This window comes from Providencia sp. Je.9.19, assembly GCF_051129765.1.
In the GTDB taxonomy this organism is placed as follows: Bacteria; Pseudomonadota; Gammaproteobacteria; order Enterobacterales; family Enterobacteriaceae; genus Providencia.
Map to the genome: position 1 here is coordinate 386,041 of NZ_JBCPSS010000003.1, position 17,057 is coordinate 403,097.

Consider the following 17,057-nt stretch of genomic DNA (forward strand, 5'->3'; position numbering starts at 1 on the left):
TTAATCTGAGTCGATACATTCGATAGCGGCTGATATGTATGATTCCATCACTCACTGTTAGCTCTCCTGTTCCACGCTGCTATGGCCTCATCCCTTGGTCTCGGTGCTGATTGAATTCGACACTTGCGACACTTAATTGTGATGTAGATATGACCGTCAATTTTCGTCTCGCCATTACAAAACGGGCATTTCTTGAGTTCGTTCATGTTATTTTCCCTATTAACCAATCGCAGTCATGAATAACCTTTCTATCAATTAGTTTCCAATGAAAACCCGCACCAGTTAATTTGAATGCACCATCGTATTTCTCAATCAGTGATGCCAGTTCCTCTGCGTAATTTTCGTTAGGGTCTAGATTGTCACCTTCGGAGCCATAGAACGACCAACCACCCATTGCACATACAAATGCTTTTGCTGGATTATTGTTGGATTTTAAGATGTCAGTGACTTTCGCGTTTATTTTCATCCATACTATTTTTTCTGCTCGCGATAGGAGTGTATCAACCTTATTTGTTGCTATGCTCATCATTCACCCTCTGGCATTGGTATGCTGTCTAAGTACATCCAGTGAGTTACGTTGAACTTTGATACCCAGTGGCTTTCGTCATTGAACGGGAAAAATCGATATGACTCAGCGCAATCGACGATATCCAGATAGTAAATATTCTTTATCAACTTCCCGTTAGCTATAATTAGAAGTCGCTTGTTCAAATCAGGTATTTCCTCTGAAAACTTAACCCAATTAGTTCCCTGCATTCTGAGCTCCTTTGATATCCATGTTCTCTTCATCAAATCTCTTCTTGAAGAATGCATTGTTAATATTGGTTATTTTTTTAAACGCTTTTCCTCTTGGAGTAAGTTTTTTATAGCTTTTACGGTATTCTGAAACAAAATGTTCAACAGTAGATTTCCCGTTCATTAGTCTTCGGTTTGCCATTCTTAGAGCTTGTAATCGGTACGCAATATTCAATTCGATTAGATTAGTTCCCTGCATACTATTCCTCCGGCATTGGCTCAAATGATTGGATATCGAAATCCCAATAAGGCGCAATTTCACATCGACCATAGCTATCATATTCACCGTTATCTCTCGTTACACTGATTTGATAATTTCCATGCCCAGTAAACATTTCATACTCGTCGGCATCTTTTAGTAGCTGAGTTTCAATGTCCTGCAACACATTTATTGGTGCAGGCCCTTTGAGAAAAATCACACAAATGTCATCTCCTTTACCCATGTAAATAACTTCTAACTTAATGCCGTCTTTTTGATTAGTTCCCTGCATTAGATGCCCCCCGTTGGCTTGAATTGATGTAAAACTGAATACGTTCAAGATTCAGTAATTTATTCATCACTCGCTCACAGCGATAATTTTTGTACAATTTACGATTATAATTAACCTTGCCCTTTCCGCTTTTTATGTACCGCTGCCTATCGCTCATTCTTTCGTCTGCATAAATCCACATTAAATCTTTAATGCTTGTTCCTTTAGTCATAAAATTCAGCCTCTCCACAAAGTGTTAGCAATTTCATGAATGTTTTTCCTCGCGGATACAGCTTCTGTTTTTGCAAATGAACTTCAAAAAAGTAACTGTCTATCGATTTCCATCCTTCGCACGCCATTCTTCTGTTTGCTAAGATTGATGCGTGATCATCGTAAGCCCAATTCAAGTCTGTTAACGTTGTTCCTTTCATCACTCAACTCCTCACGATTCCCACTCATAGCCGACTTTAATTGCCTTGGCTTGCTCAAGAGTATTTGTCATCACTTTCGTGTTAGAAGTATTACCCCAGCAATCACACTCGACTGGCGTTAGGTAATATTCATTTTCTGTTCCATCATCGCTTTTGTAGGTATGGCGAACCGGATCACCTAAAACCTTGGTGACGGTATGTGTTAATAGATTCATCTAGAAGTCCTTATGATTTGGTGTGTTAGGCTGCTTAGTTGTTGATTTTGCTATAATCAATCAAGTTATCAATAACGTCATCACGTTCTGGTAGGTACTCCATGTTTTCGCTATTTCGCAACCAGTGCCATATAGCTTTGGCCTCTTCTCGGTCTATCGGTCGAATAACCTGTAACTGAGTTTCAAGCCAACGCTCACGGAAATATACATAATCCGCTTGCTCTCCTGCGTATTGATATCCCATCTCCTTTTCAGCGGAACTTCTCATCTGGTAAAGCCAGTTCCAGTAGTCCATTTCCCTAACGACATCAGTTAATGTTTCAGGGTTAGGAAGCACGTCAACAAAGCCCTTTGCTTTATCTTCTTTTTCCTTTTCAATATCGCCGCCGCCTTTTCTATAGCCTTGCTTAATTTCCTTTTTAGTCCAGCCGTAGAATGGATCATCAATGTAGTTTGGCGATGATTTGATTAGTTTTTCAGCCTCAACATCTTCAAAGGCATTGTCGTAATTTCCAAAAACTCCCCTTACTTGCTTAGCCTTCTCGATAGCTTCCCTTGCCTTTTTGATTTTGTCCTTAGGGTTATCAATCCCCATGATCCCAAACACCACCTGAAAAGGATGAGCACCCGCCTGATATAAATATTCCTCATATACCTTTTGAGCTTCTTTCGGGGTGATCGTTATTTTTTCCAAGGCTTTTTCAGCTTTAGGTAAGTGAGCTGGTTCATTTAACCCAATAACACGCATTACCCATAGGTAGGCATCCACCTGCTTGTTGCCTGTGATTTTTTCCTGTTTTGGTAATGGCTTGATGGTTGCTAGTTCAGTTGAGTGAGATGGTTTTGGAATGGTAAATAATTGTTCATGCGTTAGTTTCATTTAAATTCCTTTGGTTACTTAACTTGGCTACGGTAACTTTCCCACCCGAAATTAATCGTTGTCGGGCTACCCATTCTTAAACGGTCAATAACGCGCTCACCCAGCACCTTTGAAAGCTCTGCAAACGCTAGGTTAGTCAGCACCCCAACTGGCTTTTTGTTTGCTAATCGACGGTCTACAACTTGGAAGATAATTAAATCCTCGTTGAGGTTTCCTCGCTGCACGCCAACGTCATCAAGCACCAGTAAATCAACTTCGCACAGGTCATCGATTAGTTTCGATTCTGAGGTCTTAGCGTCCTTCTGGTAGGTTTCGCGTACTCGCATCATTAGGTCTGGCAGTGTAGCGATTAGAATGCTCTTACCGTGCTGTATGAGGTGGTTCCCGATTGCTGCTGCTAAGTGATTCTTTCCGGTTCCTGCATTGCCGCTGAAAATGAACCCGCCAAAGTTTTTGCCAAAGTTCTCTGCATAATTTTTGGCTTTGCGTAATGCGGTTTGCTGCTCAGGCGTGGTGGTTTGGTAGTTATCGAATGTGCAATCTAGGTGAAGCGGGTTAATTCCAGAGCGACCCATGATTTTATTCAGTCGAGTAACGCGATTTGCATCCGTGATCCGCTTTGAATCAATTTCACCCTGCTCTCGTTGCCATGCCATGAGTTCTTCAGGTGTTTCAAACTTTGGCTTGATGTGTTCTGGCATCAGTTTTCTAAACCGAGCCAGTGCTTGCATTCCTGTGCTCATCAGAAGTTCTCCGGTATGAATTCTTGGGTTCGACTAGGTTGGGTAATGCGGTTGGCTTGCTGGTATGGTGTCTTTGGCTTAAACAATCCCTGCCATCCATTGGTAATCGATTTATTGATTATTTCTTCAGGTGAAAAGCCTAGCTCATAGCACTCAGTGAGTAATTTTATTTGCCCGCTAAATGTCTGTTTGGTTTTAATCTGTTTTTTAATTTCCTTCCGGTACTCAACCCAATTTCTCCAAGTCTCAGAATTTAGCCATTCAGGTATTGCCTCAGCCAATGGGTCGAACCCCTGTTTTTTAGGCTCAGATTTTTGCTTAGGGGATATAGGGGTATTAATAGTTTCTTTTTTCTTTAAAGTATTTCTTTTGTGTGTCTCCAATCTAGAGACTTCATCTGTCTCTAAGTTAGAGACATTTTTAGTCTTCAAGTTAGAGACACTGTCTCTAGATTGATTTTTCCACGCTGAAACCTCTTTGTTGACTCCAATTTTATTATCCTCAAGAATGATGTAATTCATTGAAATCAATTCTTTCTTTGCCTTGTTAACGTTCTGTCTTGATAGCCCAGATACCTCCGCAAGTTGAGAGTCTGCTATTCGGTCATTCTTCTTACCAAAACCATAAGTTTTACGAATTAACGCTAACATGACTCTAAATTGCCTTGCCGTAAGGTTGCAGCACGACAGCGATTCAAGTAACTCATTGGCAAGCTTTGTATAGCCATCTTCCAACTCTGCCATTCTTGGTTGCTCCGGCTTAATATATCTTTCCTCCGGAGCACCTCTGGAGAATTGATAAATATTGTTTTCTGCCGTATTCATGATGCCTTCTCCTGATTCTTTTCAGATAAGAATGTTCGGTACTCTTCCATGATCACCCCTGCTTCCCCATGAAGCTCTAAACTTGCATCTAATACAGCTTGGATAAAACGCCGTGCCTTCACTGCACTGAATTGAGGTAAGGCATCACTACGTGTTAGTTTCTTTTTGCCAGCTGCTTTGGCTTTGCTCATTTGCTCAGAGGCTACAGTTGAAGCTTGATTGCCATGTTCTTTCGATAAGGCCACAGCGGTTGTTGCTGAGACCTCACCAGAGCGAACCATATCAATAAGCTCGTCACCGCAGGCTAGTAGCTGCAAGTGGTGATCAACGTCTTTAACTGAGCGCTTAACTTTCTTTGCAACCTCTGACGACTCCCAACCTTGGTTAATTAAGCGTTGATATGCTGCCGCCCTTTCGAGCGGAGTTAATGGCTTACCTTGTGAGCTGGTGATCATGAATGCGATTCTGTCAGCATCAGAGCCGACAAAATCTTTACACTCAATGCGGGGGATTTCAGTACCCGATTCGATGGCCTTCAATGCACCATAATAGCGATGGTGACCGTCAATAATCTTGATACCATTTTCAGTGACTTGAACAGCTAAAGGCGGGATATATTCACCAGCAATAAACGCATCACGAAACTCAATCACATGTTCCTGATCGATTTCTCTAACGTTATAGCCTTCTTCCACATATAGCTCAGCAACTGGCACTAAATAGGTTTTCTTAACCGTTGTTTCCGTACCGTTCTTACTTTTAGATTTGTAATGCAATGATAAAGAGCTCATAATTACTCCATTGATTTGCTGTATCAAAAAAGGGAAACCATAAATTCCCTTGTTATAAACACTGGTTATTGATACAGTTGTTTTGATAGTTAGATGTCTAGTTTGATCTGAGCCTCATCTGTTCCAGCAGTTGGGGCTTTTCTTTTAATCTTTCCTTTCCCTTCCAGAACCTGAATTAACCTTTCTGCATAGTCACCTTCAATCACTACTCTTCTAGACTTCTCAGGCATTGATACAGCCTCAGCAGGTAGCCCGTAATGAGCTATTGCCTTACAAGCTAGTTTGAATATCCGATTCTTTTCTCGGCTTGATGCTGTTGGATGTATTCCCATTTCACTAGCGAACGTTTTATTCCCTTCGTCTAGCATTCTCTTAAAAAAGTAACTTTCGAGAATTTCAGGCTTACATGTGATGTTTATAGTTTTTGCGTAGTCCATTTGTTAAATTCCTTTTGACGTAGTTAGTCCGTTGCTCACGATCCTGTGAGTTAAGTTTTCTCCCGTTTGCAAGGAGAGCGGATGAAATGTTAAAGAGCTAATGAATTAAACGTTATCACCAAATAATTCATGTAAATCAGGGCGCAGTTGCTTAGCTTTGATAGTTCCGTTGGTAGCTAGCTCAATGCGTTTTGCGCTAATGGCAGATGGTTTTTTCTTTCCATGTAACCAGTCCCAGACTGAAGGTTGTTTTACGTTACATATGTCAGCCAATTTTTGTTGGCTTCCAACCATGCCAATAGCCTTATCAATTAATTTATTTCTCATAAAATAACCTCGGCTGTTGGAATATAGACAATAATAGCTAAGGATATTTTAAAAGTAAATAGCTTTAGCTGTTTGTTGCTATATATCCGAGGCTATATAATTTAAGTATGAAAAATACAACGTTTACTGAACGGCTAAACTTAGCCATGAAAATGAGGGGCTTCACTCAAGCAGAACTTGGGGAAGCAGTTGGTATGGCGCAACCTAGCGTATGGAAGCTAACATCTGGTAAAGCTCAGAGTTCGAGAAAAGCTGTAGAAATAGCAAAAGCGCTGAGAATTGACCCTGTATGGCTCACTACAGGCGAAGGAGTGCAGCCTGACTTTATTTCAGGTGACAATGTAAAAATAAAAGATGGCACACCTATTGATTCAATAAAATCAAGGGAAGTTGATGTATGGGATAGCAAAACACCATTAGGGGATGATGAGGTGGAAGTGCCTTATTACAAAAGTATAGAGCTTGCCGCAGGTAATGGAAGTAATGGCGGTGATGACAATAATGGCTATAAGCTCAGATTCTCTAAATCAACTTTAAGACGATACAATATATCAGCAAAAGATGTTGCTTCATTTCCTGTTCATGGTGATAGCATGTCTCCTGTTATACCAAATGGATCAACTGTTTTTGTTAACCAAGCAGATCACCGCATAGTTGATGGCGGAATCTATTTTATAGAGCAAGATGGCTTACTTAGAATAAAAATGCTGTACCGTCAGCCGGGCAAGTTAATTATCAAAAGCTATAACACTGTCGATTTTCCAGACGAAGAAGCAGATCCTCATGATGTTAAAATCATAGGACGCATATTTAATTGGTCTGTTATGGCTTATTAAAATAAAAGGTTACAATAAACCCTCTAACTTGAGGGTTTAACTTCTATTATTTAATACTCCGAACCACCTCTGCCGCATCACGCAAAGCGCCTTTATGTAGCGTGTTAGTAACTTCCTTCCTATATCGCTCCAGCTCATCAATAATCATTTCTTTGGTTATAGTGTCGGTATTTTCCAGTAGTCTGAATACTGCACAACCGACCTCTGTCACTGTCTGGCCTATTTTTTCTTCATTTAAGATCATAAATCCCCCCGTTTAGTTTTAAATTTCGACAATCTATCCCGATATTTGTTCATTTCGTGTTGTTTTTATCACATTAATAATATTTTTTTAAAATAAATACCTTTCAAAAACAACTAAATATAACTTTACCTATAATTTATATATCCAAAGCTATTTACAAGGATAATATCTTTGGCTATATTTATATCCATCGAAGGCAAGCAACATGAAATACAGTCTTCTGGCTCTTTAATAATTTAGCTTCCTCCTTGCAAACGGGAGGCCAAAGTGAAGTTAGCTTTGGGATTGGTCATCGCTCCGCTAAGCGTAAATGGTAGATGAGTGCGCTACCACCAATCACCAAAGTTAACTAACTGAGGATTTTACTATGAACTCAAGACAGCGTTACAAATTACGCAGGAAAGATAAGCGCATGGAACAGCGCAAAGAAGAATCACGGAAGGTTAATTCATTCGATGTTATGGCGCAGATAATCGTTGAGTTGAAGAGGGTCAAATCAGCACCAGACACACACAAGCAACCACGGCTACGCAAGCCGATTATGAGTGATGGAAGTGTTACGGCACGAGGGTGATATGGAAAAAGTAAAATATTGCAGCAAATGCGACAAGATAAAGGAAGTTGGTCTATTTCATAAAAATAAGTCAAATCATGATGGCTTAGCAGATCACTGCAAAGAATGCGTAAAGAAGGCATATCAGGATAGACATCGCAGACGTAAGGAAGAAAAAAATAAACCATATCCAGTTGAAGGTTATGCGAATTTAAAAGACACAGCAGACTTCTTAGGTTTATCAGATGTTTCAGTAAGAAGGATGCGAAAGCGAGACGAGCTACCTAAAGCTGTGATTTTCTTCGGCGGCAAAGTCATGTTTGATGCAAGGGAAATACGTGAGTGGGCAAAAAGCAAGACTATCAAGTAATAGCAATTATAAAAAGTTAACTAATTACAGTCCATCAAGGTGGGCTGTGGTGAGATAACTTTTTGACAGCACGACAATAAACATAGGCGTTAAATCGGTCACGTCTTTACGAAAAGAACCGTTTGAATCGGAGGATTTATGTAGTGATTAAATTTAACTTATCTAAATAAATTAAATATGCAGGTGCCATGGTCTGTGAGACCCGCAGCCTAGAGCGATATCTAGGCAACTAACCAGAGCTTATTCTATGGGCTGTGGTGAGTTGATTAATAGGAGTATCAGCATGTATCGGATTATATACAGAAACGACCCCAGTCGAGTTTTATTGCTTGGGGCAACTAGTGTCGCAGAGTGTGAGCAATTTATATCACAAAGAAAACTAAAAGCATGTGACTACTTAATTCAAAAAGTACGCACCCCAAATGACGGTCGGGTTAACGGCCTTGGGCGGCACGTTGATTAATAGATAGGAGATAGAGATGGAAATCGAAGTAAATACAAAGGCGAAAGTTGACATTAAGACGCTAAGAACCTGCATTAAAGTTTCTGACAGTTTTAACTGTGACATTCTTGATGCTAACGGGAATAAAGTAGAAAACTATAGCTACTATGTTCCTAACTTTTTCCCCGGTGACCACTACGGTGATTATCTGATGCTGGATATCGACATTGAAACAGGAAAGATAACGAACTGGAAAAAGCCAACGCCTGAAGAATTACAGGAAATGCTTTATCCAGAAGATTACTAGCATCGTGTTTAGTTAATAACGGAGGGAGTATGACAATAACACTGAAAGTATATAAAAACTCGCCAGAGCACGGTGAGTACATGAATGCAAGATTCCCGAAGGATAGACGCCACCATTCTTGTTCAAATGAAACCTTCGAATATGAAGGTCACCGCTGGAAATACCAAGTAACCAGCTTTGATGATAACGGAGACTATGATTTGCTGTGGCGTCCAGATGGCAAGGAGCCTGAGTTAATGGCGAGTGATGCGACATTGCGAGACAAGTTCGCTATGGCAGCACTTCCTATAGCATGGAAAGCAAAAGAGGATGGTTATTATGAAGGCGACGACGAAGATGTTGCGGCATGCGCCTACCAAATGGCAGATGCAATGTTAAAGGCTAGGGGGTGATATGAAATTTAAGCACACGCCAGCGCCGTGGCTAACGGATAGGAATAATACCCATACTGGGCAAATCGCTACAGTTCATGGGTGCGAAAATAACAGCTGGGTTGAAATCTGGTCTACTAATTGGCCTGAAAGTGAATCTGTACAAGAAGCCAACGCCAATCTAATTGCAGCAGCACCAGAGTTATTAGAGGCATTGATTGAAATGCAACGCAATGGTCGCAAGCAAGGCTGGAATGACAGCTACGAATCATCAATGGAAAAAGCTCGCATAGCAATCGCAAAAGCCCTCGGTCAGCAGTAACCCACCACTTAATCATTCATATCGCTATTAATAGTGAGGAATACGCACATAAGGAATTAATTATGAGTAACTTCGGATATTGCGAAGGAGACACCTGTTTGCGTGATGGGTGCCAAGGAACCATAGAGCAGCATCCAGTTAATAATTGCTCTTGTCATTTAAGTGCCCCTTGCGGCGCATGTACAGAGCCCAGCGGATACTGCGAAACGTGCGGGTGGGAAGAGTCAGAAGACGAAATCATTAATGACTATTCCGTCAGTGCAAGCAAAGCTACGGAAATTTATCGCCCAAGGGAACGCAGAAAACTAGACCCGACAAAGCTGGATTACCACAGCGAAACGCACTCGGGTTGTTCAATGATTAAAGAAGGTGTTTATCCAGAAGGGATGGATATAGAAGAAGTTAGGAAATCGGTCATTGGCACGTTTGGCGGTAGATTTGAACACTTCGGAAATGGAATATTTAAATATATAGCCTACACGGATTAAGTAACACCCACCGCACCAACACCAGAACTAATGCATAAACATAATAATAGAAACCGCCTTCCCCACTCCTTCAGCTAACGTAAAAGGATGCGTAGGGAATAATTGTTCGAGAAGTTGAATCGCAATAAATGAAGCTTCCATAAATAACACCTTATAAACAAATCAGAATTTAATCATTTAAACAGAACAAGCAATCGCTATCAATCGATACGTGAGGACTAATCATGCATACAAATCAGAAATATAACCGTGCAATGCGAGATGGATTCATGGTTAAGCCAAGCAAGCCGCAAGCCATTCGAGCATCAAGAATTAGTAAGCGTAAAACAGCAGATGACGAGCCAAGCTGGAAACTCTATTTCGCTGTAATCGTTGTGATGTTCTTTGTTGCTCTTCCCTTATTCGCGAGGTGACTTATGTCAGTAAATATCCTAACCGATGGCTACAAGCCCGCAGTGAGCTTTTATAAAAACCTTTCGATAACTATGGAAAGCTACGAACTAAAGTCATTAACAGGTGACACTAACGCGATATTTGGGGCAATGGAAAGCCCTCTTGAAGGTGCCGTTGAGTTTGCAGCTAGTAAGGGAACACTAGATGAACTCATTCAAATGGCAATCGAGAAGAAAGGCAAGGACGCAGCATGAGAATTTCAGAATATGAAAATTTCGTCACCATTCCAGACCGTGAGCACCTAGCAAATCAGGATGATGAGCTAACTACCGAAATGGCTCTGGCTATATGGGATTCTGTAACGAATGCGTCACCAACAATAATTCAGTCACTAACTGAATCTCAACTTGCAGGCATTTGGGATGGAGCCTTTAACGCCGCAAAAAACATAAGAAATGAAATACGGAGGCAATAATGGAAGCTCAAAAAACCCATTATAGAAAAGCGTTTGATTCCCCTTATTTAAGCAGTGCTGACATCGTTGATAGAGTTGATTTAACGATAGTTCGCGTTGTTTTGGAAGGTGATAAAACTAAAAAAACAAAAGATTTATTTAATACCGCTTATTTTGCAGAGAAAGAACTTAGACCAGGCGAAGCATTAAAGCCAATGATACTTAATGCCACAAACTCAAAAATGCTTCGTCGCCTAACTGGATCACCATTCATTGAAGATTGGTGTAATCAGCGCGTCACTGTTTATGTTGATACTAACGTAAAGTTTGGTCGTGAAGTTATGGAGGGGTTAAGGATATCTCCTAACGCACCTAAAGTCTTAGTTCAGGAACTAACACCGAACATGGAAAAGGCTTGGAATAGCGCTAAAGAAGCATACAAGAGAGATGGACATCTGAATGCTGTTACTGCCCGTTTAAGCATATCGCCCGAAAACGAGAAAAAACTAATTTCGGAGTGTAATGATGAAGCCAATATTTCATGATGTTGAACAAAACTCTGATGATTGGGAATCGTTACGGGTAGGAAAAGTAACATCCTCAAACGCTCCGCTATTCATGGCTAATTTTGGCAAGGCATTTGGAGACCCTGCAAAAAAATATGCTCTACAAATAGCGCTGGAAAGGATAACTGGCGCTAAAGCTGAATATAATTATTCAAATAAACACATGGAACGCGGTCACGAACAAGAGCCTATAGCAAGGATGCTGTATGAAGATACTACATTTTCATATGTTTTAAATGGAGGGTTCTTTGACTGTGGTGATTATGGTGATAGCCCTGACGGTATCGTCGAAAATTCAAAAGGCATTATTGAGATTAAGTCAGTAATCGCTTCAGTTCATTATGCCACTCTAACCAGAAACAGCTTTGACCCATCTTATAAATGGCAACTAATTAGTCACTTAGATTGTACTCAAATGGATTGGGTAGACTTTGTTAGCTACTGTGCTGATTTTCCAGAGGGTAAGCAATTAATAATTCACAGACTGAACAAGGATGATTTTCAGGATGAAATTTCACAACTACAGGAACGTAGAAATCAGTTTTTAGAATTAATTAAAACTACTCAGGAGGTAGTGTTAAATGGCTAGTCGCGGAGTAAATAAGGTAATTCTCATTGGGAATTTGGGTCAAGATGTAGAAATGCGCTACATGCCTAACGGTGGCACAGTAGCCAATCTCACACTAGCTACATCGGAATCGTGGCGTGATAAGCAATCAGGAGAAATGCGCGAGAAAACCGAATGGCATCGGGTATGTATTTTCGGAAAGTTAGCTGAAATTGCAGGTGAATACCTGAAAAAAGGCTCACAAATTTATATCGAAGGTTCTCTGCAAACGCGTAAATGGCAAGACCAAAGCGGTCAAGACCGATACACAACGGAAGTTGTTGTGAATGTCGGCGGCACGATGCAAATGCTAGGCAGCAACGGCAGCAACAATCAGGCAGGAAGCCCGAAGCCACAGCAATCAAATAAGCAACAAGCACCAAACTATAACGAACCGCCACCACTTGATGATGAGCCACCCTTCTAACCCTTCCCTATGTGATTTAACCAAAGGATATAACCATGAATAATAAAGTTGCTTTATACAGCTCATCAGAGCTTGAAAGCTGGAATGGCGAGTCATTCATATTAAAAGCAAATAAAAAAATCACTGACCCAGAACTAAGGATATTATTGGGTAAAGATTTTGATGGCAATGATGTTGTATTAAAGAAGCAAAATGCAGATATTTGCGGACATAACATTCAACTTAATGCGCCCGCTTACGGTGACTTCACGCTGAGAATGATTGTTGGGCTATCGTTAAAAATAATAGATCTTGAAAATGAAATTAATGAATTAAAATCTAAAAATTAACCAAAGGATATATTTGCAAGGATGCAAACAGGAGATAGATATGACTATTGAGCAGAAGATACAAAAAATTGAATTAGCTACGCAGATAAGTCAACTGAAAGAAGAAAACGCGAAGTTGAAAGAAGTATTATTTGCTGGGGCATTCGTAATGCTTAAAGCAGTTCATAAATATGATTTTGGAATTGGAATGGTAGAGCAAGCTAATGATTTTATGCAAGATGCAGAAAAGTTAACAGGCAGAAAACTACCAGAGGTCATTGCGGTAATTTAACTCGCAGGGATGCAATAAGAGGAATGAATATGAAAGACAGAATCAAGTTTAACGATGCAATGTTAGCAGCTGTCATGGATGGTAGAAAAACGCAGACACGTAGACCGATTGAGCCACAGCCAAAAGTAACCGAGGAAGAGTTACGCAAGCTTGGCGCATGGCAGGAAGGTTACACACTATCAGAGCAAGTATGTGCAGCATGGAGGCATGGTTTTGTTGATGTTGATTGCCCATATGGTGAGATTGGCGACATCATCAGCGCTGCTGACAAGGAAGGTAATATCAAAGGGAAAATTGAGATTACTGATGTTTGGTTGCAACAGATTCAAGAAATATAACCTAGCGATGCGATAGCTGAAGGAATAAAAGCTGGTCGTTATGGAAATGAAGGCAACTGGTTAGTGGGATTTTATATTCCAAACAGCAATCAGCCATATATAACCGCAAAAAATGCATACAAAGAATTATGGTCATCGATATATGGCATTAGTAGTTGGAGAAATAACGAATGGGTGTGGGTAATTGAATTTAAAAAGGTGGAGTGATGGATAAATCAAGGCAGCAATTTGAAGCTTGGTTCAGCGTAAATCAGAACAACCATTTAGACCAATTAATAAGAGACAAGCGCGGTAATTATTTCTACATTGTCACCAGAACAGCATGGGAAGCATGGCAAGCATCACGCGAGAGTTTAATTAATAACTTAGAGCCTGTTGGTTATATAATGGAAAGCAGTTTTGATAATATCAAGGAATATGGATATACCCATCTTAATGAAGAAAGAACTGAAAAAATAAATATCCCACTCTATAAATTAGATTAAATAACAATGCAAATAATCGGATATGTATTACTCATGCTAATACAGGGTTCTGCTGTGCCTGTATCTGAGCAAGAATGCGAGAGCCGTGCTATGCAGATAATGCAGGTGCGCGATGTTGAGATTAAATGTGGAGAAGTATTCAGATGAGCGAAATTAAATCATTAGCCGATGGTGACAAATTAAATAACGGAACATGGAATAACTTTATTGAGCGTCTTAAATATCACAATCAAGGTGAAGGAGTTAATTACCATGCAACTGCTTACCCCATATTCACCGTAAGAGAGAAAGTAACCGTCACTGGCAGCGATGATGATAACGTGGGTATTTGTTGTGAAGGTGAATACTACGATGACGTTAATGATGCCTTTAGTGAGTTAGATAAGGATGTAGAAAGTAAAGTACTCGCTCAGGCTGAGGAATATACCGGTTGGTCATGGGATATGCTAAGCGACTACGATAAAGCCAACGCAATCATTGATGTTACTGACGACTCATATATTTACTACTGGAAATGGGATTACAGAACAGTAAATTCACATCTAACCAAAGAAGCGGCTGAGCGATTTATTAAGCGCAAACAACACGACTACGGCAAATTATCAATATATGTCGAGTCTGCTTATTGGTGCTGGGAATTGCGAACAATAATTGACGCAATGATGGATGGTAAAATTAAATACGTTGGTGATGAATAATGAAATTTAAAGTCGGCGATAAAGTTACTCCTACTGTCGATGATTCAAACTGGATTGCGCCAAATGAACCATGCGTAATTATAGGCATTGATACAACCTCTATCTGTATAGAAAACGATGAGGGATTTGTAGATTATTATCAACCTGATGAATTGGAGTTAATCAATGAAACAAGTTCAAGCAATGGCAACGCTGGTATTAATTGATGGCGTTACATATCAAATAGCATTGCCAAGACAATATATCTCTCTTCAAGCAAAGCAAGCATTGATGTTTGCTCAAGAGTTCGGCGGTGTAATTATCCCATGTACGTTTACTAACATAAAGCCAATGGAAGCTGATGGACTGCCATTTGATATAAGTGATAGCAAGGATGAAAACTGACTACGGAGGTAGCCGCACACCAAAGGAATTGCGTGATAGATGGCAAACTCCCCTACCTTTATTTACAGCATTGGACGCTGAATTCGGTTTCTACTTAGATGCCGCCGCCGATAAAAATAACCACCTTTGTGCTCATTACATCACCGAAAAAGACGATTCATTAAATTGTGACTGGGAAAGTTATGGGGCTATTTGGGTGAATCCCCCTTATAGCGAAATTCAGCCGTGGATTAATAAAGCCGCTGAGCAATGTAAAAAGCAATTACAGCCTGTTGTTATGTTAATTCCTAATGATACATCAGTAGGCTGGCTTAATTCTGCATTGGAAACAGTTGATGAAGTGAGATTAATTACAGGAGGTCGAATATCTTTTATTAATGCCGGAACAAATAAAAAGGTTAACGGGAATAATAAAGGCTCAATGTTATTAATATGGAGACCTTATATAAATTCTCGCAAGATAATTAACGCTGTTAATAGAAATGAATTAATGAATATCGGTAATCAAATATTAAATGAATGGAAAATAGCATAGGTGGCCTATGACACCACAAGAAATGGAGAATGGACGCAGGAAGATAGCAAGGGAATGCAGGAATGAATTACTGGATATAATGAAAAAAGAAAAACTAACCTCTGAAATAGAAATTAGCGTTTTAAATAAACACCTAGATAAATTTAAGCAATTAATGACAAGTGAGCAATTAAAGAAATATTACCCCGTTTCATTTTTATCATATACAGCAAAACAGATAGACAAGGAGTCTTGCAATGGATAATAGATATTTAGATATGAGTGGAGTTGAAGAGCTAACCGGATATAAAAAATCATATATCTACAGGGAGATTAAAAACGGCAGGTTCCCAAGACAAGTTAAAAATGGCTCATCCTCTAGGTGGCCTGCCGAGCAAGTTATTCAGTGGCTTAACACTAAATTCACTCACCAATGATCGACAGTAATTCAGACTCCCAAAACTCCATCATCTTCCTTCTATCTTCTAAATATTCTGCATGGTTGTACGCGGCAATAGTTCTATTCTGTTCTGCGTGCGCCAATTGCTTTTCTATCACCTCGGTTCTATACCCTGCCTCATATAGACGTGTCGAAGCTGTCGCCCTGAAGTCGTGGCACGTCAACTCTCCTGACCCAAAACCAAGATAAGTGATCGCCCTATTTAACGTTGTGTAACTAAGTGATTTTTTGCTATTAACAATACTAGGAAAAACTAAGTTATTTATATTATCCCCAAAAGCTACCTTGAGCTTAACAAACTCTTTTGTAATGTTATCAGTCAAAGGTACACTGTGCGGCCTACCCATTTTCATCCGTTCTTTTTTTATCACCCATAAATTATTATCTAGGTCGAACTCATCCCAAGTTGCATTTCTTAACTCAGCTTGCCGAACAAATAAGAATGGCAATAAAAATAATGCTGACTTAGTTTGTAAATAGACTCTGCTCCTATTTAGATTATCAAAATACTTTTTTAGATTTTCATTATTGATGTTTTTTGAGTGAGTGGTATTAGGTGTAATAATTGCACCTTTTAATAAAGCAGCCGGATCACTTTCAGCTCTTAGTGTAGAGGCTGCATAGCAAAATATAGATGAGCACCACTGACGAACCTTTAGAGATGTTGACGCAGAACCTCTATTCTCCATACTTTTCATAACAAGCAAGATATCATTAGGTGTGACTTCCTTAATTGGCTTATGACCAAATGCAGGAAAGCAATCACGCTCTAAATATTCTCTAACCTGCTTTTTTGTCGCCTCTTTCCAAGTTATGGATTTTTTTTGCATCCACTCTTCAGCAATAAACGTAAACGTATTTTTGCTTTCAAGTTCGACCTGATGTTGCTGATTCTTTTTTTCAGTAGTTGGATTTAATCCGTTTCTGGCAATGCCTTTAGCCCAGTCTCTTTCTTTTCTTGCTTCTGATAATGACACGAAGGGATATTCGCCGATGGTGTAACGACCATCTTTTGATGAGAGCCAAAACCTATAACGCCAAAATTTACTACCGATTGGCCTAACTTCAATATATAGACCGTCACTGTCAGCAACGTTATACGCTTTGTCTTTTGGTTTGAGGGATTTTATCTTTGTATCAGTAAGAGCCACGACAGGACAACCTCAGGATAAGATTAAGTTGTCCTGTAAGTTGTCCTGTTTTTGCGTGGATGTCAATGGATGGATATGGAAATCCATGGAAAACTAAATCTATCTATCATTGAGTTAAATAAACTTCGTGGAAA

General features: G+C 39.8%; 37 protein-coding genes and 1 pseudogene. 22 read left to right on the plus strand and 16 right to left on the minus strand.

Annotation, left to right across the window (positions count from 1 at the left end):
* Positions 1–47 precede the first annotated feature (47 nt).
* The 14 genes from AAZR93_RS14395 to AAZR93_RS14460 all read right to left on the minus strand — a co-directional run bounded on the left by AAZR93_RS14395 (position 48) and on the right by AAZR93_RS14460 (position 5,913).
* Positions 48–206 (minus strand): Lar family restriction alleviation protein, encoded by a 159-nt coding sequence (locus AAZR93_RS14395; protein ID WP_434720206.1) that lies wholly within the window; start codon positions 204–206, stop codon positions 48–50.
* Positions 203–526, minus strand: coding sequence for a hypothetical protein (locus AAZR93_RS14400; protein WP_434720207.1), 324 nt, complete (start codon positions 524–526; stop codon positions 203–205). The genes AAZR93_RS14395 and AAZR93_RS14400 overlap by 4 nt, the downstream gene beginning before the upstream one ends.
* Entirely contained in the window at positions 526–813 is a 288-nt protein-coding gene (locus tag AAZR93_RS14405; RefSeq protein ID WP_434720208.1) for a DUF551 domain-containing protein, read from the minus strand. Before AAZR93_RS14405 ends, AAZR93_RS14400 begins: the two co-directional genes overlap by 1 nt.
* Positions 743–994 carry a hypothetical protein gene (locus tag AAZR93_RS14410; RefSeq protein ID WP_434720250.1) on the minus strand — a complete coding sequence of 84 codons (252 nt, stop codon included), beginning with the start codon at positions 992–994 and terminating at the stop codon, positions 743–745. Before AAZR93_RS14410 ends, AAZR93_RS14405 begins: the two co-directional genes overlap by 71 nt.
* 1 nt (position 995) lies before the next feature.
* A complete protein-coding gene (locus tag AAZR93_RS14415) occupies positions 996–1,286 on the minus strand; it encodes a hypothetical protein (protein ID WP_434720209.1) in 291 nt (96 codons plus the stop codon).
* Complete coding sequence (locus tag AAZR93_RS14420; RefSeq protein ID WP_434720210.1) at positions 1,273–1,497, minus strand: MarR family transcriptional regulator; 225 nt, start codon at positions 1,495–1,497, stop codon at positions 1,273–1,275. The genes AAZR93_RS14415 and AAZR93_RS14420 overlap by 14 nt, the downstream gene beginning before the upstream one ends.
* Entirely contained in the window at positions 1,490–1,696 is a 207-nt protein-coding gene (locus AAZR93_RS14425; RefSeq protein ID WP_434720211.1) for a hypothetical protein, read from the minus strand. The genes AAZR93_RS14420 and AAZR93_RS14425 overlap by 8 nt, the downstream gene beginning before the upstream one ends.
* Before the next feature lie 11 nt (positions 1,697–1,707).
* Positions 1,708–1,911, minus strand: a complete 204-nt coding sequence (locus tag AAZR93_RS14430) for a hypothetical protein (protein WP_434720212.1) — start codon at positions 1,909–1,911, stop codon at positions 1,708–1,710.
* A gap of 34 nt (positions 1,912–1,945) precedes the next feature.
* On the minus strand, positions 1,946–2,791 hold the full coding sequence (locus AAZR93_RS14435; protein WP_434720213.1) for a helix-turn-helix domain-containing protein: 846 nt from the start codon (positions 2,789–2,791) through the stop codon (positions 1,946–1,948).
* Positions 2,792–2,805: 14 nt separating this feature from the next.
* The gene (locus AAZR93_RS14440) at positions 2,806–3,534 is read right to left on the minus strand and encodes an ATP-binding protein (RefSeq protein ID WP_241542631.1); all 729 of its coding nucleotides are present in this window, start codon (positions 3,532–3,534) and stop codon (positions 2,806–2,808) included.
* Positions 3,534–4,358 carry a replication protein gene (locus AAZR93_RS14445; RefSeq protein WP_434720214.1) on the minus strand — a complete coding sequence of 275 codons (825 nt, stop codon included), beginning with the start codon at positions 4,356–4,358 and terminating at the stop codon, positions 3,534–3,536. The genes AAZR93_RS14440 and AAZR93_RS14445 overlap by 1 nt, the downstream gene beginning before the upstream one ends.
* Positions 4,355–5,149, minus strand: coding sequence for a ParB/RepB/Spo0J family partition protein (locus AAZR93_RS14450; RefSeq protein WP_434720215.1), 795 nt, complete (start codon positions 5,147–5,149; stop codon positions 4,355–4,357). Before AAZR93_RS14450 ends, AAZR93_RS14445 begins: the two co-directional genes overlap by 4 nt.
* An 89-nt stretch (positions 5,150–5,238) precedes the next feature.
* Positions 5,239–5,586 carry a hypothetical protein gene (locus AAZR93_RS14455; protein WP_434720216.1) on the minus strand — a complete coding sequence of 116 codons (348 nt, stop codon included), beginning with the start codon at positions 5,584–5,586 and terminating at the stop codon, positions 5,239–5,241.
* A gap of 105 nt (positions 5,587–5,691) precedes the next feature.
* Positions 5,692–5,913, minus strand: a complete 222-nt coding sequence (locus tag AAZR93_RS14460; protein ID WP_434720217.1) for a transcriptional regulator — start codon at positions 5,911–5,913, stop codon at positions 5,692–5,694.
* Between the two features lie 146 nt (positions 5,914–6,059).
* On the opposite strand from AAZR93_RS14460, the gene AAZR93_RS14465 reads away from it, so the two are divergent.
* Positions 6,060–6,749, plus strand: coding sequence for an XRE family transcriptional regulator (locus AAZR93_RS14465; RefSeq protein WP_434720218.1), 690 nt, complete (start codon positions 6,060–6,062; stop codon positions 6,747–6,749).
* Positions 6,750–6,795: 46 nt separating this feature from the next.
* On the opposite strand, the gene AAZR93_RS14470 is transcribed toward AAZR93_RS14465, so the two are convergent.
* A complete protein-coding gene (locus AAZR93_RS14470) occupies positions 6,796–6,993 on the minus strand; it encodes a hypothetical protein (protein ID WP_434720219.1) in 198 nt (65 codons plus the stop codon).
* Positions 6,994–7,568: 575 nt separating this feature from the next.
* Here AAZR93_RS14470 and AAZR93_RS14475 point away from each other — a divergent pair.
* The 21 genes and pseudogenes from AAZR93_RS14475 (at position 7,569) to AAZR93_RS14575 (ending at position 15,749) form a co-directional block, all read left to right on the plus strand.
* A complete protein-coding gene (locus tag AAZR93_RS14475) occupies positions 7,569–7,916 on the plus strand; it encodes a helix-turn-helix transcriptional regulator (protein ID WP_434720220.1) in 348 nt (115 codons plus the stop codon).
* 479 nt (positions 7,917–8,395) lie between these two features.
* Positions 8,396–8,665 carry a hypothetical protein gene (locus AAZR93_RS14480; protein ID WP_434720221.1) on the plus strand — a complete coding sequence of 90 codons (270 nt, stop codon included), beginning with the start codon at positions 8,396–8,398 and terminating at the stop codon, positions 8,663–8,665.
* Positions 8,666–8,694: 29 nt separating this feature from the next.
* Positions 8,695–9,057 carry a hypothetical protein gene (locus tag AAZR93_RS14485; RefSeq protein WP_434720222.1) on the plus strand — a complete coding sequence of 121 codons (363 nt, stop codon included), beginning with the start codon at positions 8,695–8,697 and terminating at the stop codon, positions 9,055–9,057.
* A 1-nt stretch (position 9,058) separates the two neighbouring features.
* On the plus strand, positions 9,059–9,358 hold the full coding sequence (locus AAZR93_RS14490) for a hypothetical protein (RefSeq protein WP_294104711.1): 300 nt from the start codon (positions 9,059–9,061) through the stop codon (positions 9,356–9,358).
* Positions 9,359–9,420: 62 nt separating this feature from the next.
* Entirely contained in the window at positions 9,421–9,846 is a 426-nt protein-coding gene (locus AAZR93_RS14495) for a hypothetical protein (protein ID WP_434720223.1), read from the plus strand.
* Between the two features lie 224 nt (positions 9,847–10,070).
* Entirely contained in the window at positions 10,071–10,259 is a 189-nt protein-coding gene (locus tag AAZR93_RS14500) for a hypothetical protein (protein ID WP_265495086.1), read from the plus strand.
* 3 nt (positions 10,260–10,262) lie between these two features.
* Complete coding sequence (locus tag AAZR93_RS14505; protein ID WP_434720224.1) at positions 10,263–10,493, plus strand: hypothetical protein; 231 nt, start codon at positions 10,263–10,265, stop codon at positions 10,491–10,493.
* Positions 10,490–10,714, plus strand: a complete 225-nt coding sequence (locus tag AAZR93_RS14510) for a hypothetical protein (RefSeq protein WP_434720225.1) — start codon at positions 10,490–10,492, stop codon at positions 10,712–10,714. The genes AAZR93_RS14505 and AAZR93_RS14510 overlap by 4 nt, the downstream gene beginning before the upstream one ends.
* Positions 10,714–11,238, plus strand: a complete 525-nt coding sequence (locus AAZR93_RS14515) for a hypothetical protein (RefSeq protein ID WP_434719506.1) — start codon at positions 10,714–10,716, stop codon at positions 11,236–11,238. The genes AAZR93_RS14510 and AAZR93_RS14515 overlap by 1 nt, the downstream gene beginning before the upstream one ends.
* Positions 11,216–11,848 (plus strand): YqaJ viral recombinase family protein, encoded by a 633-nt coding sequence (locus AAZR93_RS14520; protein WP_434720226.1) that lies wholly within the window; start codon positions 11,216–11,218, stop codon positions 11,846–11,848. Before AAZR93_RS14515 ends, AAZR93_RS14520 begins: the two co-directional genes overlap by 23 nt.
* Entirely contained in the window at positions 11,841–12,293 is a 453-nt protein-coding gene (gene ssb / locus AAZR93_RS14525) for a single-stranded DNA-binding protein (RefSeq protein ID WP_434720227.1), read from the plus strand. The genes AAZR93_RS14520 and ssb overlap by 8 nt, the downstream gene beginning before the upstream one ends.
* 35 nt (positions 12,294–12,328) lie before the next feature.
* Entirely contained in the window at positions 12,329–12,622 is a 294-nt protein-coding gene (locus tag AAZR93_RS14530; RefSeq protein ID WP_434720228.1) for a hypothetical protein, read from the plus strand.
* 40 nt (positions 12,623–12,662) lie between these two features.
* Positions 12,663–12,893 carry a hypothetical protein gene (locus tag AAZR93_RS14535; RefSeq protein WP_434720229.1) on the plus strand — a complete coding sequence of 77 codons (231 nt, stop codon included), beginning with the start codon at positions 12,663–12,665 and terminating at the stop codon, positions 12,891–12,893.
* A 29-nt stretch (positions 12,894–12,922) separates the two neighbouring features.
* Positions 12,923–13,228, plus strand: a pseudogene (locus AAZR93_RS14540) (hypothetical protein); the annotation flags it as partial.
* A gap of 209 nt (positions 13,229–13,437) precedes the next feature.
* Positions 13,438–13,716: a hypothetical protein gene (locus AAZR93_RS14545; protein WP_434720230.1), complete on the plus strand. Its 279-nt coding sequence runs from the start codon at positions 13,438–13,440 to the stop codon at positions 13,714–13,716.
* A gap of 143 nt (positions 13,717–13,859) precedes the next feature.
* Positions 13,860–14,414, plus strand: coding sequence for a hypothetical protein (locus tag AAZR93_RS14550; protein ID WP_068445149.1), 555 nt, complete (start codon positions 13,860–13,862; stop codon positions 14,412–14,414).
* Positions 14,414–14,620, plus strand: a complete 207-nt coding sequence (locus AAZR93_RS14555; protein ID WP_068445151.1) for a hypothetical protein — start codon at positions 14,414–14,416, stop codon at positions 14,618–14,620. Before AAZR93_RS14550 ends, AAZR93_RS14555 begins: the two co-directional genes overlap by 1 nt.
* Positions 14,580–14,798, plus strand: coding sequence for a hypothetical protein (locus AAZR93_RS14560; protein WP_434720231.1), 219 nt, complete (start codon positions 14,580–14,582; stop codon positions 14,796–14,798). The genes AAZR93_RS14555 and AAZR93_RS14560 overlap by 41 nt, the downstream gene beginning before the upstream one ends.
* A complete protein-coding gene (locus AAZR93_RS14565; RefSeq protein WP_434720232.1) occupies positions 14,788–15,333 on the plus strand; it encodes a phage N-6-adenine-methyltransferase in 546 nt (181 codons plus the stop codon). Before AAZR93_RS14560 ends, AAZR93_RS14565 begins: the two co-directional genes overlap by 11 nt.
* Positions 15,334–15,340: 7 nt before the next feature.
* Positions 15,341–15,577 carry a hypothetical protein gene (locus AAZR93_RS14570; RefSeq protein WP_434720233.1) on the plus strand — a complete coding sequence of 79 codons (237 nt, stop codon included), beginning with the start codon at positions 15,341–15,343 and terminating at the stop codon, positions 15,575–15,577.
* Complete coding sequence (locus tag AAZR93_RS14575; protein ID WP_434720234.1) at positions 15,570–15,749, plus strand: helix-turn-helix transcriptional regulator; 180 nt, start codon at positions 15,570–15,572, stop codon at positions 15,747–15,749. The genes AAZR93_RS14570 and AAZR93_RS14575 overlap by 8 nt, the downstream gene beginning before the upstream one ends.
* On the opposite strand, the gene AAZR93_RS14580 is transcribed toward AAZR93_RS14575, so the two are convergent.
* Positions 15,736–16,923: a tyrosine-type recombinase/integrase gene (locus AAZR93_RS14580; RefSeq protein WP_434720235.1), complete on the minus strand. Its 1,188-nt coding sequence runs from the start codon at positions 16,921–16,923 to the stop codon at positions 15,736–15,738. The two genes, AAZR93_RS14575 and AAZR93_RS14580, sit on opposite strands and share 14 nt — an antisense overlap.
* Between the last annotated feature and the right edge of the window lie 134 nt (positions 16,924–17,057).

Excerpts from the sequence above, each read along its gene's own strand:
- AAZR93_RS14395 (WP_434720206.1), bottom strand. The coding sequence starts at position 206 with ATGAACGAACTCAAGAAATGCCCGTTTTGTAATGGCGAGACGAAAATT.
- AAZR93_RS14400 (WP_434720207.1), bottom strand. The coding sequence starts at position 526 with ATGAGCATAGCAACAAATAAGGTTGATACACTCCTATCGCGAGCAGAA.
- AAZR93_RS14405 (WP_434720208.1), bottom strand. The coding sequence starts at position 813 with ATGCATTCTTCAAGAAGAGATTTGATGAAGAGAACATGGATATCAAAG.
- AAZR93_RS14410 (WP_434720250.1), bottom strand. The coding sequence starts at position 994 with ATGCAGGGAACTAATCTAATCGAATTGAATATTGCGTACCGATTACAA.
- AAZR93_RS14415 (WP_434720209.1), bottom strand. The coding sequence starts at position 1,286 with ATGCAGGGAACTAATCAAAAAGACGGCATTAAGTTAGAAGTTATTTAC.
- AAZR93_RS14420 (WP_434720210.1), bottom strand. The coding sequence starts at position 1,497 with ATGACTAAAGGAACAAGCATTAAAGATTTAATGTGGATTTATGCAGAC.
- AAZR93_RS14425 (WP_434720211.1), bottom strand. The coding sequence starts at position 1,696 with ATGAAAGGAACAACGTTAACAGACTTGAATTGGGCTTACGATGATCAC.
- AAZR93_RS14430 (WP_434720212.1), bottom strand. The coding sequence starts at position 1,911 with ATGAATCTATTAACACATACCGTCACCAAGGTTTTAGGTGATCCGGTT.
- AAZR93_RS14435 (WP_434720213.1), bottom strand. The coding sequence starts at position 2,791 with ATGAAACTAACGCATGAACAATTATTTACCATTCCAAAACCATCTCAC.
- AAZR93_RS14440 (WP_241542631.1), bottom strand. The coding sequence starts at position 3,534 with ATGAGCACAGGAATGCAAGCACTGGCTCGGTTTAGAAAACTGATGCCA.
- AAZR93_RS14445 (WP_434720214.1), bottom strand. The coding sequence starts at position 4,358 with ATGAATACGGCAGAAAACAATATTTATCAATTCTCCAGAGGTGCTCCG.
- AAZR93_RS14450 (WP_434720215.1), bottom strand. The coding sequence starts at position 5,149 with ATGAGCTCTTTATCATTGCATTACAAATCTAAAAGTAAGAACGGTACG.
- AAZR93_RS14455 (WP_434720216.1), bottom strand. The coding sequence starts at position 5,586 with ATGGACTACGCAAAAACTATAAACATCACATGTAAGCCTGAAATTCTC.
- AAZR93_RS14460 (WP_434720217.1), bottom strand. The coding sequence starts at position 5,913 with ATGAGAAATAAATTAATTGATAAGGCTATTGGCATGGTTGGAAGCCAA.
- AAZR93_RS14465 (WP_434720218.1), top strand. The coding sequence starts at position 6,060 with ATGAAAATGAGGGGCTTCACTCAAGCAGAACTTGGGGAAGCAGTTGGT.
- AAZR93_RS14470 (WP_434720219.1), bottom strand. The coding sequence starts at position 6,993 with ATGATCTTAAATGAAGAAAAAATAGGCCAGACAGTGACAGAGGTCGGT.
- AAZR93_RS14475 (WP_434720220.1), top strand. The coding sequence starts at position 7,569 with ATGGAAAAAGTAAAATATTGCAGCAAATGCGACAAGATAAAGGAAGTT.
- AAZR93_RS14480 (WP_434720221.1), top strand. The coding sequence starts at position 8,396 with ATGGAAATCGAAGTAAATACAAAGGCGAAAGTTGACATTAAGACGCTA.
- AAZR93_RS14485 (WP_434720222.1), top strand. The coding sequence starts at position 8,695 with ATGACAATAACACTGAAAGTATATAAAAACTCGCCAGAGCACGGTGAG.
- AAZR93_RS14490 (WP_294104711.1), top strand. The coding sequence starts at position 9,059 with ATGAAATTTAAGCACACGCCAGCGCCGTGGCTAACGGATAGGAATAAT.
- AAZR93_RS14495 (WP_434720223.1), top strand. The coding sequence starts at position 9,421 with ATGAGTAACTTCGGATATTGCGAAGGAGACACCTGTTTGCGTGATGGG.
- AAZR93_RS14500 (WP_265495086.1), top strand. The coding sequence starts at position 10,071 with ATGCATACAAATCAGAAATATAACCGTGCAATGCGAGATGGATTCATG.
- AAZR93_RS14505 (WP_434720224.1), top strand. The coding sequence starts at position 10,263 with ATGTCAGTAAATATCCTAACCGATGGCTACAAGCCCGCAGTGAGCTTT.
- AAZR93_RS14510 (WP_434720225.1), top strand. The coding sequence starts at position 10,490 with ATGAGAATTTCAGAATATGAAAATTTCGTCACCATTCCAGACCGTGAG.
- AAZR93_RS14515 (WP_434719506.1), top strand. The coding sequence starts at position 10,714 with ATGGAAGCTCAAAAAACCCATTATAGAAAAGCGTTTGATTCCCCTTAT.
- AAZR93_RS14520 (WP_434720226.1), top strand. The coding sequence starts at position 11,216 with ATGATGAAGCCAATATTTCATGATGTTGAACAAAACTCTGATGATTGG.
- ssb (WP_434720227.1), top strand. The coding sequence starts at position 11,841 with ATGGCTAGTCGCGGAGTAAATAAGGTAATTCTCATTGGGAATTTGGGT.
- AAZR93_RS14530 (WP_434720228.1), top strand. The coding sequence starts at position 12,329 with ATGAATAATAAAGTTGCTTTATACAGCTCATCAGAGCTTGAAAGCTGG.
- AAZR93_RS14535 (WP_434720229.1), top strand. The coding sequence starts at position 12,663 with ATGACTATTGAGCAGAAGATACAAAAAATTGAATTAGCTACGCAGATA.
- AAZR93_RS14545 (WP_434720230.1), top strand. The coding sequence starts at position 13,438 with ATGGATAAATCAAGGCAGCAATTTGAAGCTTGGTTCAGCGTAAATCAG.
- AAZR93_RS14550 (WP_068445149.1), top strand. The coding sequence starts at position 13,860 with ATGAGCGAAATTAAATCATTAGCCGATGGTGACAAATTAAATAACGGA.
- AAZR93_RS14555 (WP_068445151.1), top strand. The coding sequence starts at position 14,414 with ATGAAATTTAAAGTCGGCGATAAAGTTACTCCTACTGTCGATGATTCA.
- AAZR93_RS14560 (WP_434720231.1), top strand. The coding sequence starts at position 14,580 with ATGAAACAAGTTCAAGCAATGGCAACGCTGGTATTAATTGATGGCGTT.
- AAZR93_RS14565 (WP_434720232.1), top strand. The coding sequence starts at position 14,788 with ATGAAAACTGACTACGGAGGTAGCCGCACACCAAAGGAATTGCGTGAT.
- AAZR93_RS14570 (WP_434720233.1), top strand. The coding sequence starts at position 15,341 with ATGACACCACAAGAAATGGAGAATGGACGCAGGAAGATAGCAAGGGAA.
- AAZR93_RS14575 (WP_434720234.1), top strand. The coding sequence starts at position 15,570 with ATGGATAATAGATATTTAGATATGAGTGGAGTTGAAGAGCTAACCGGA.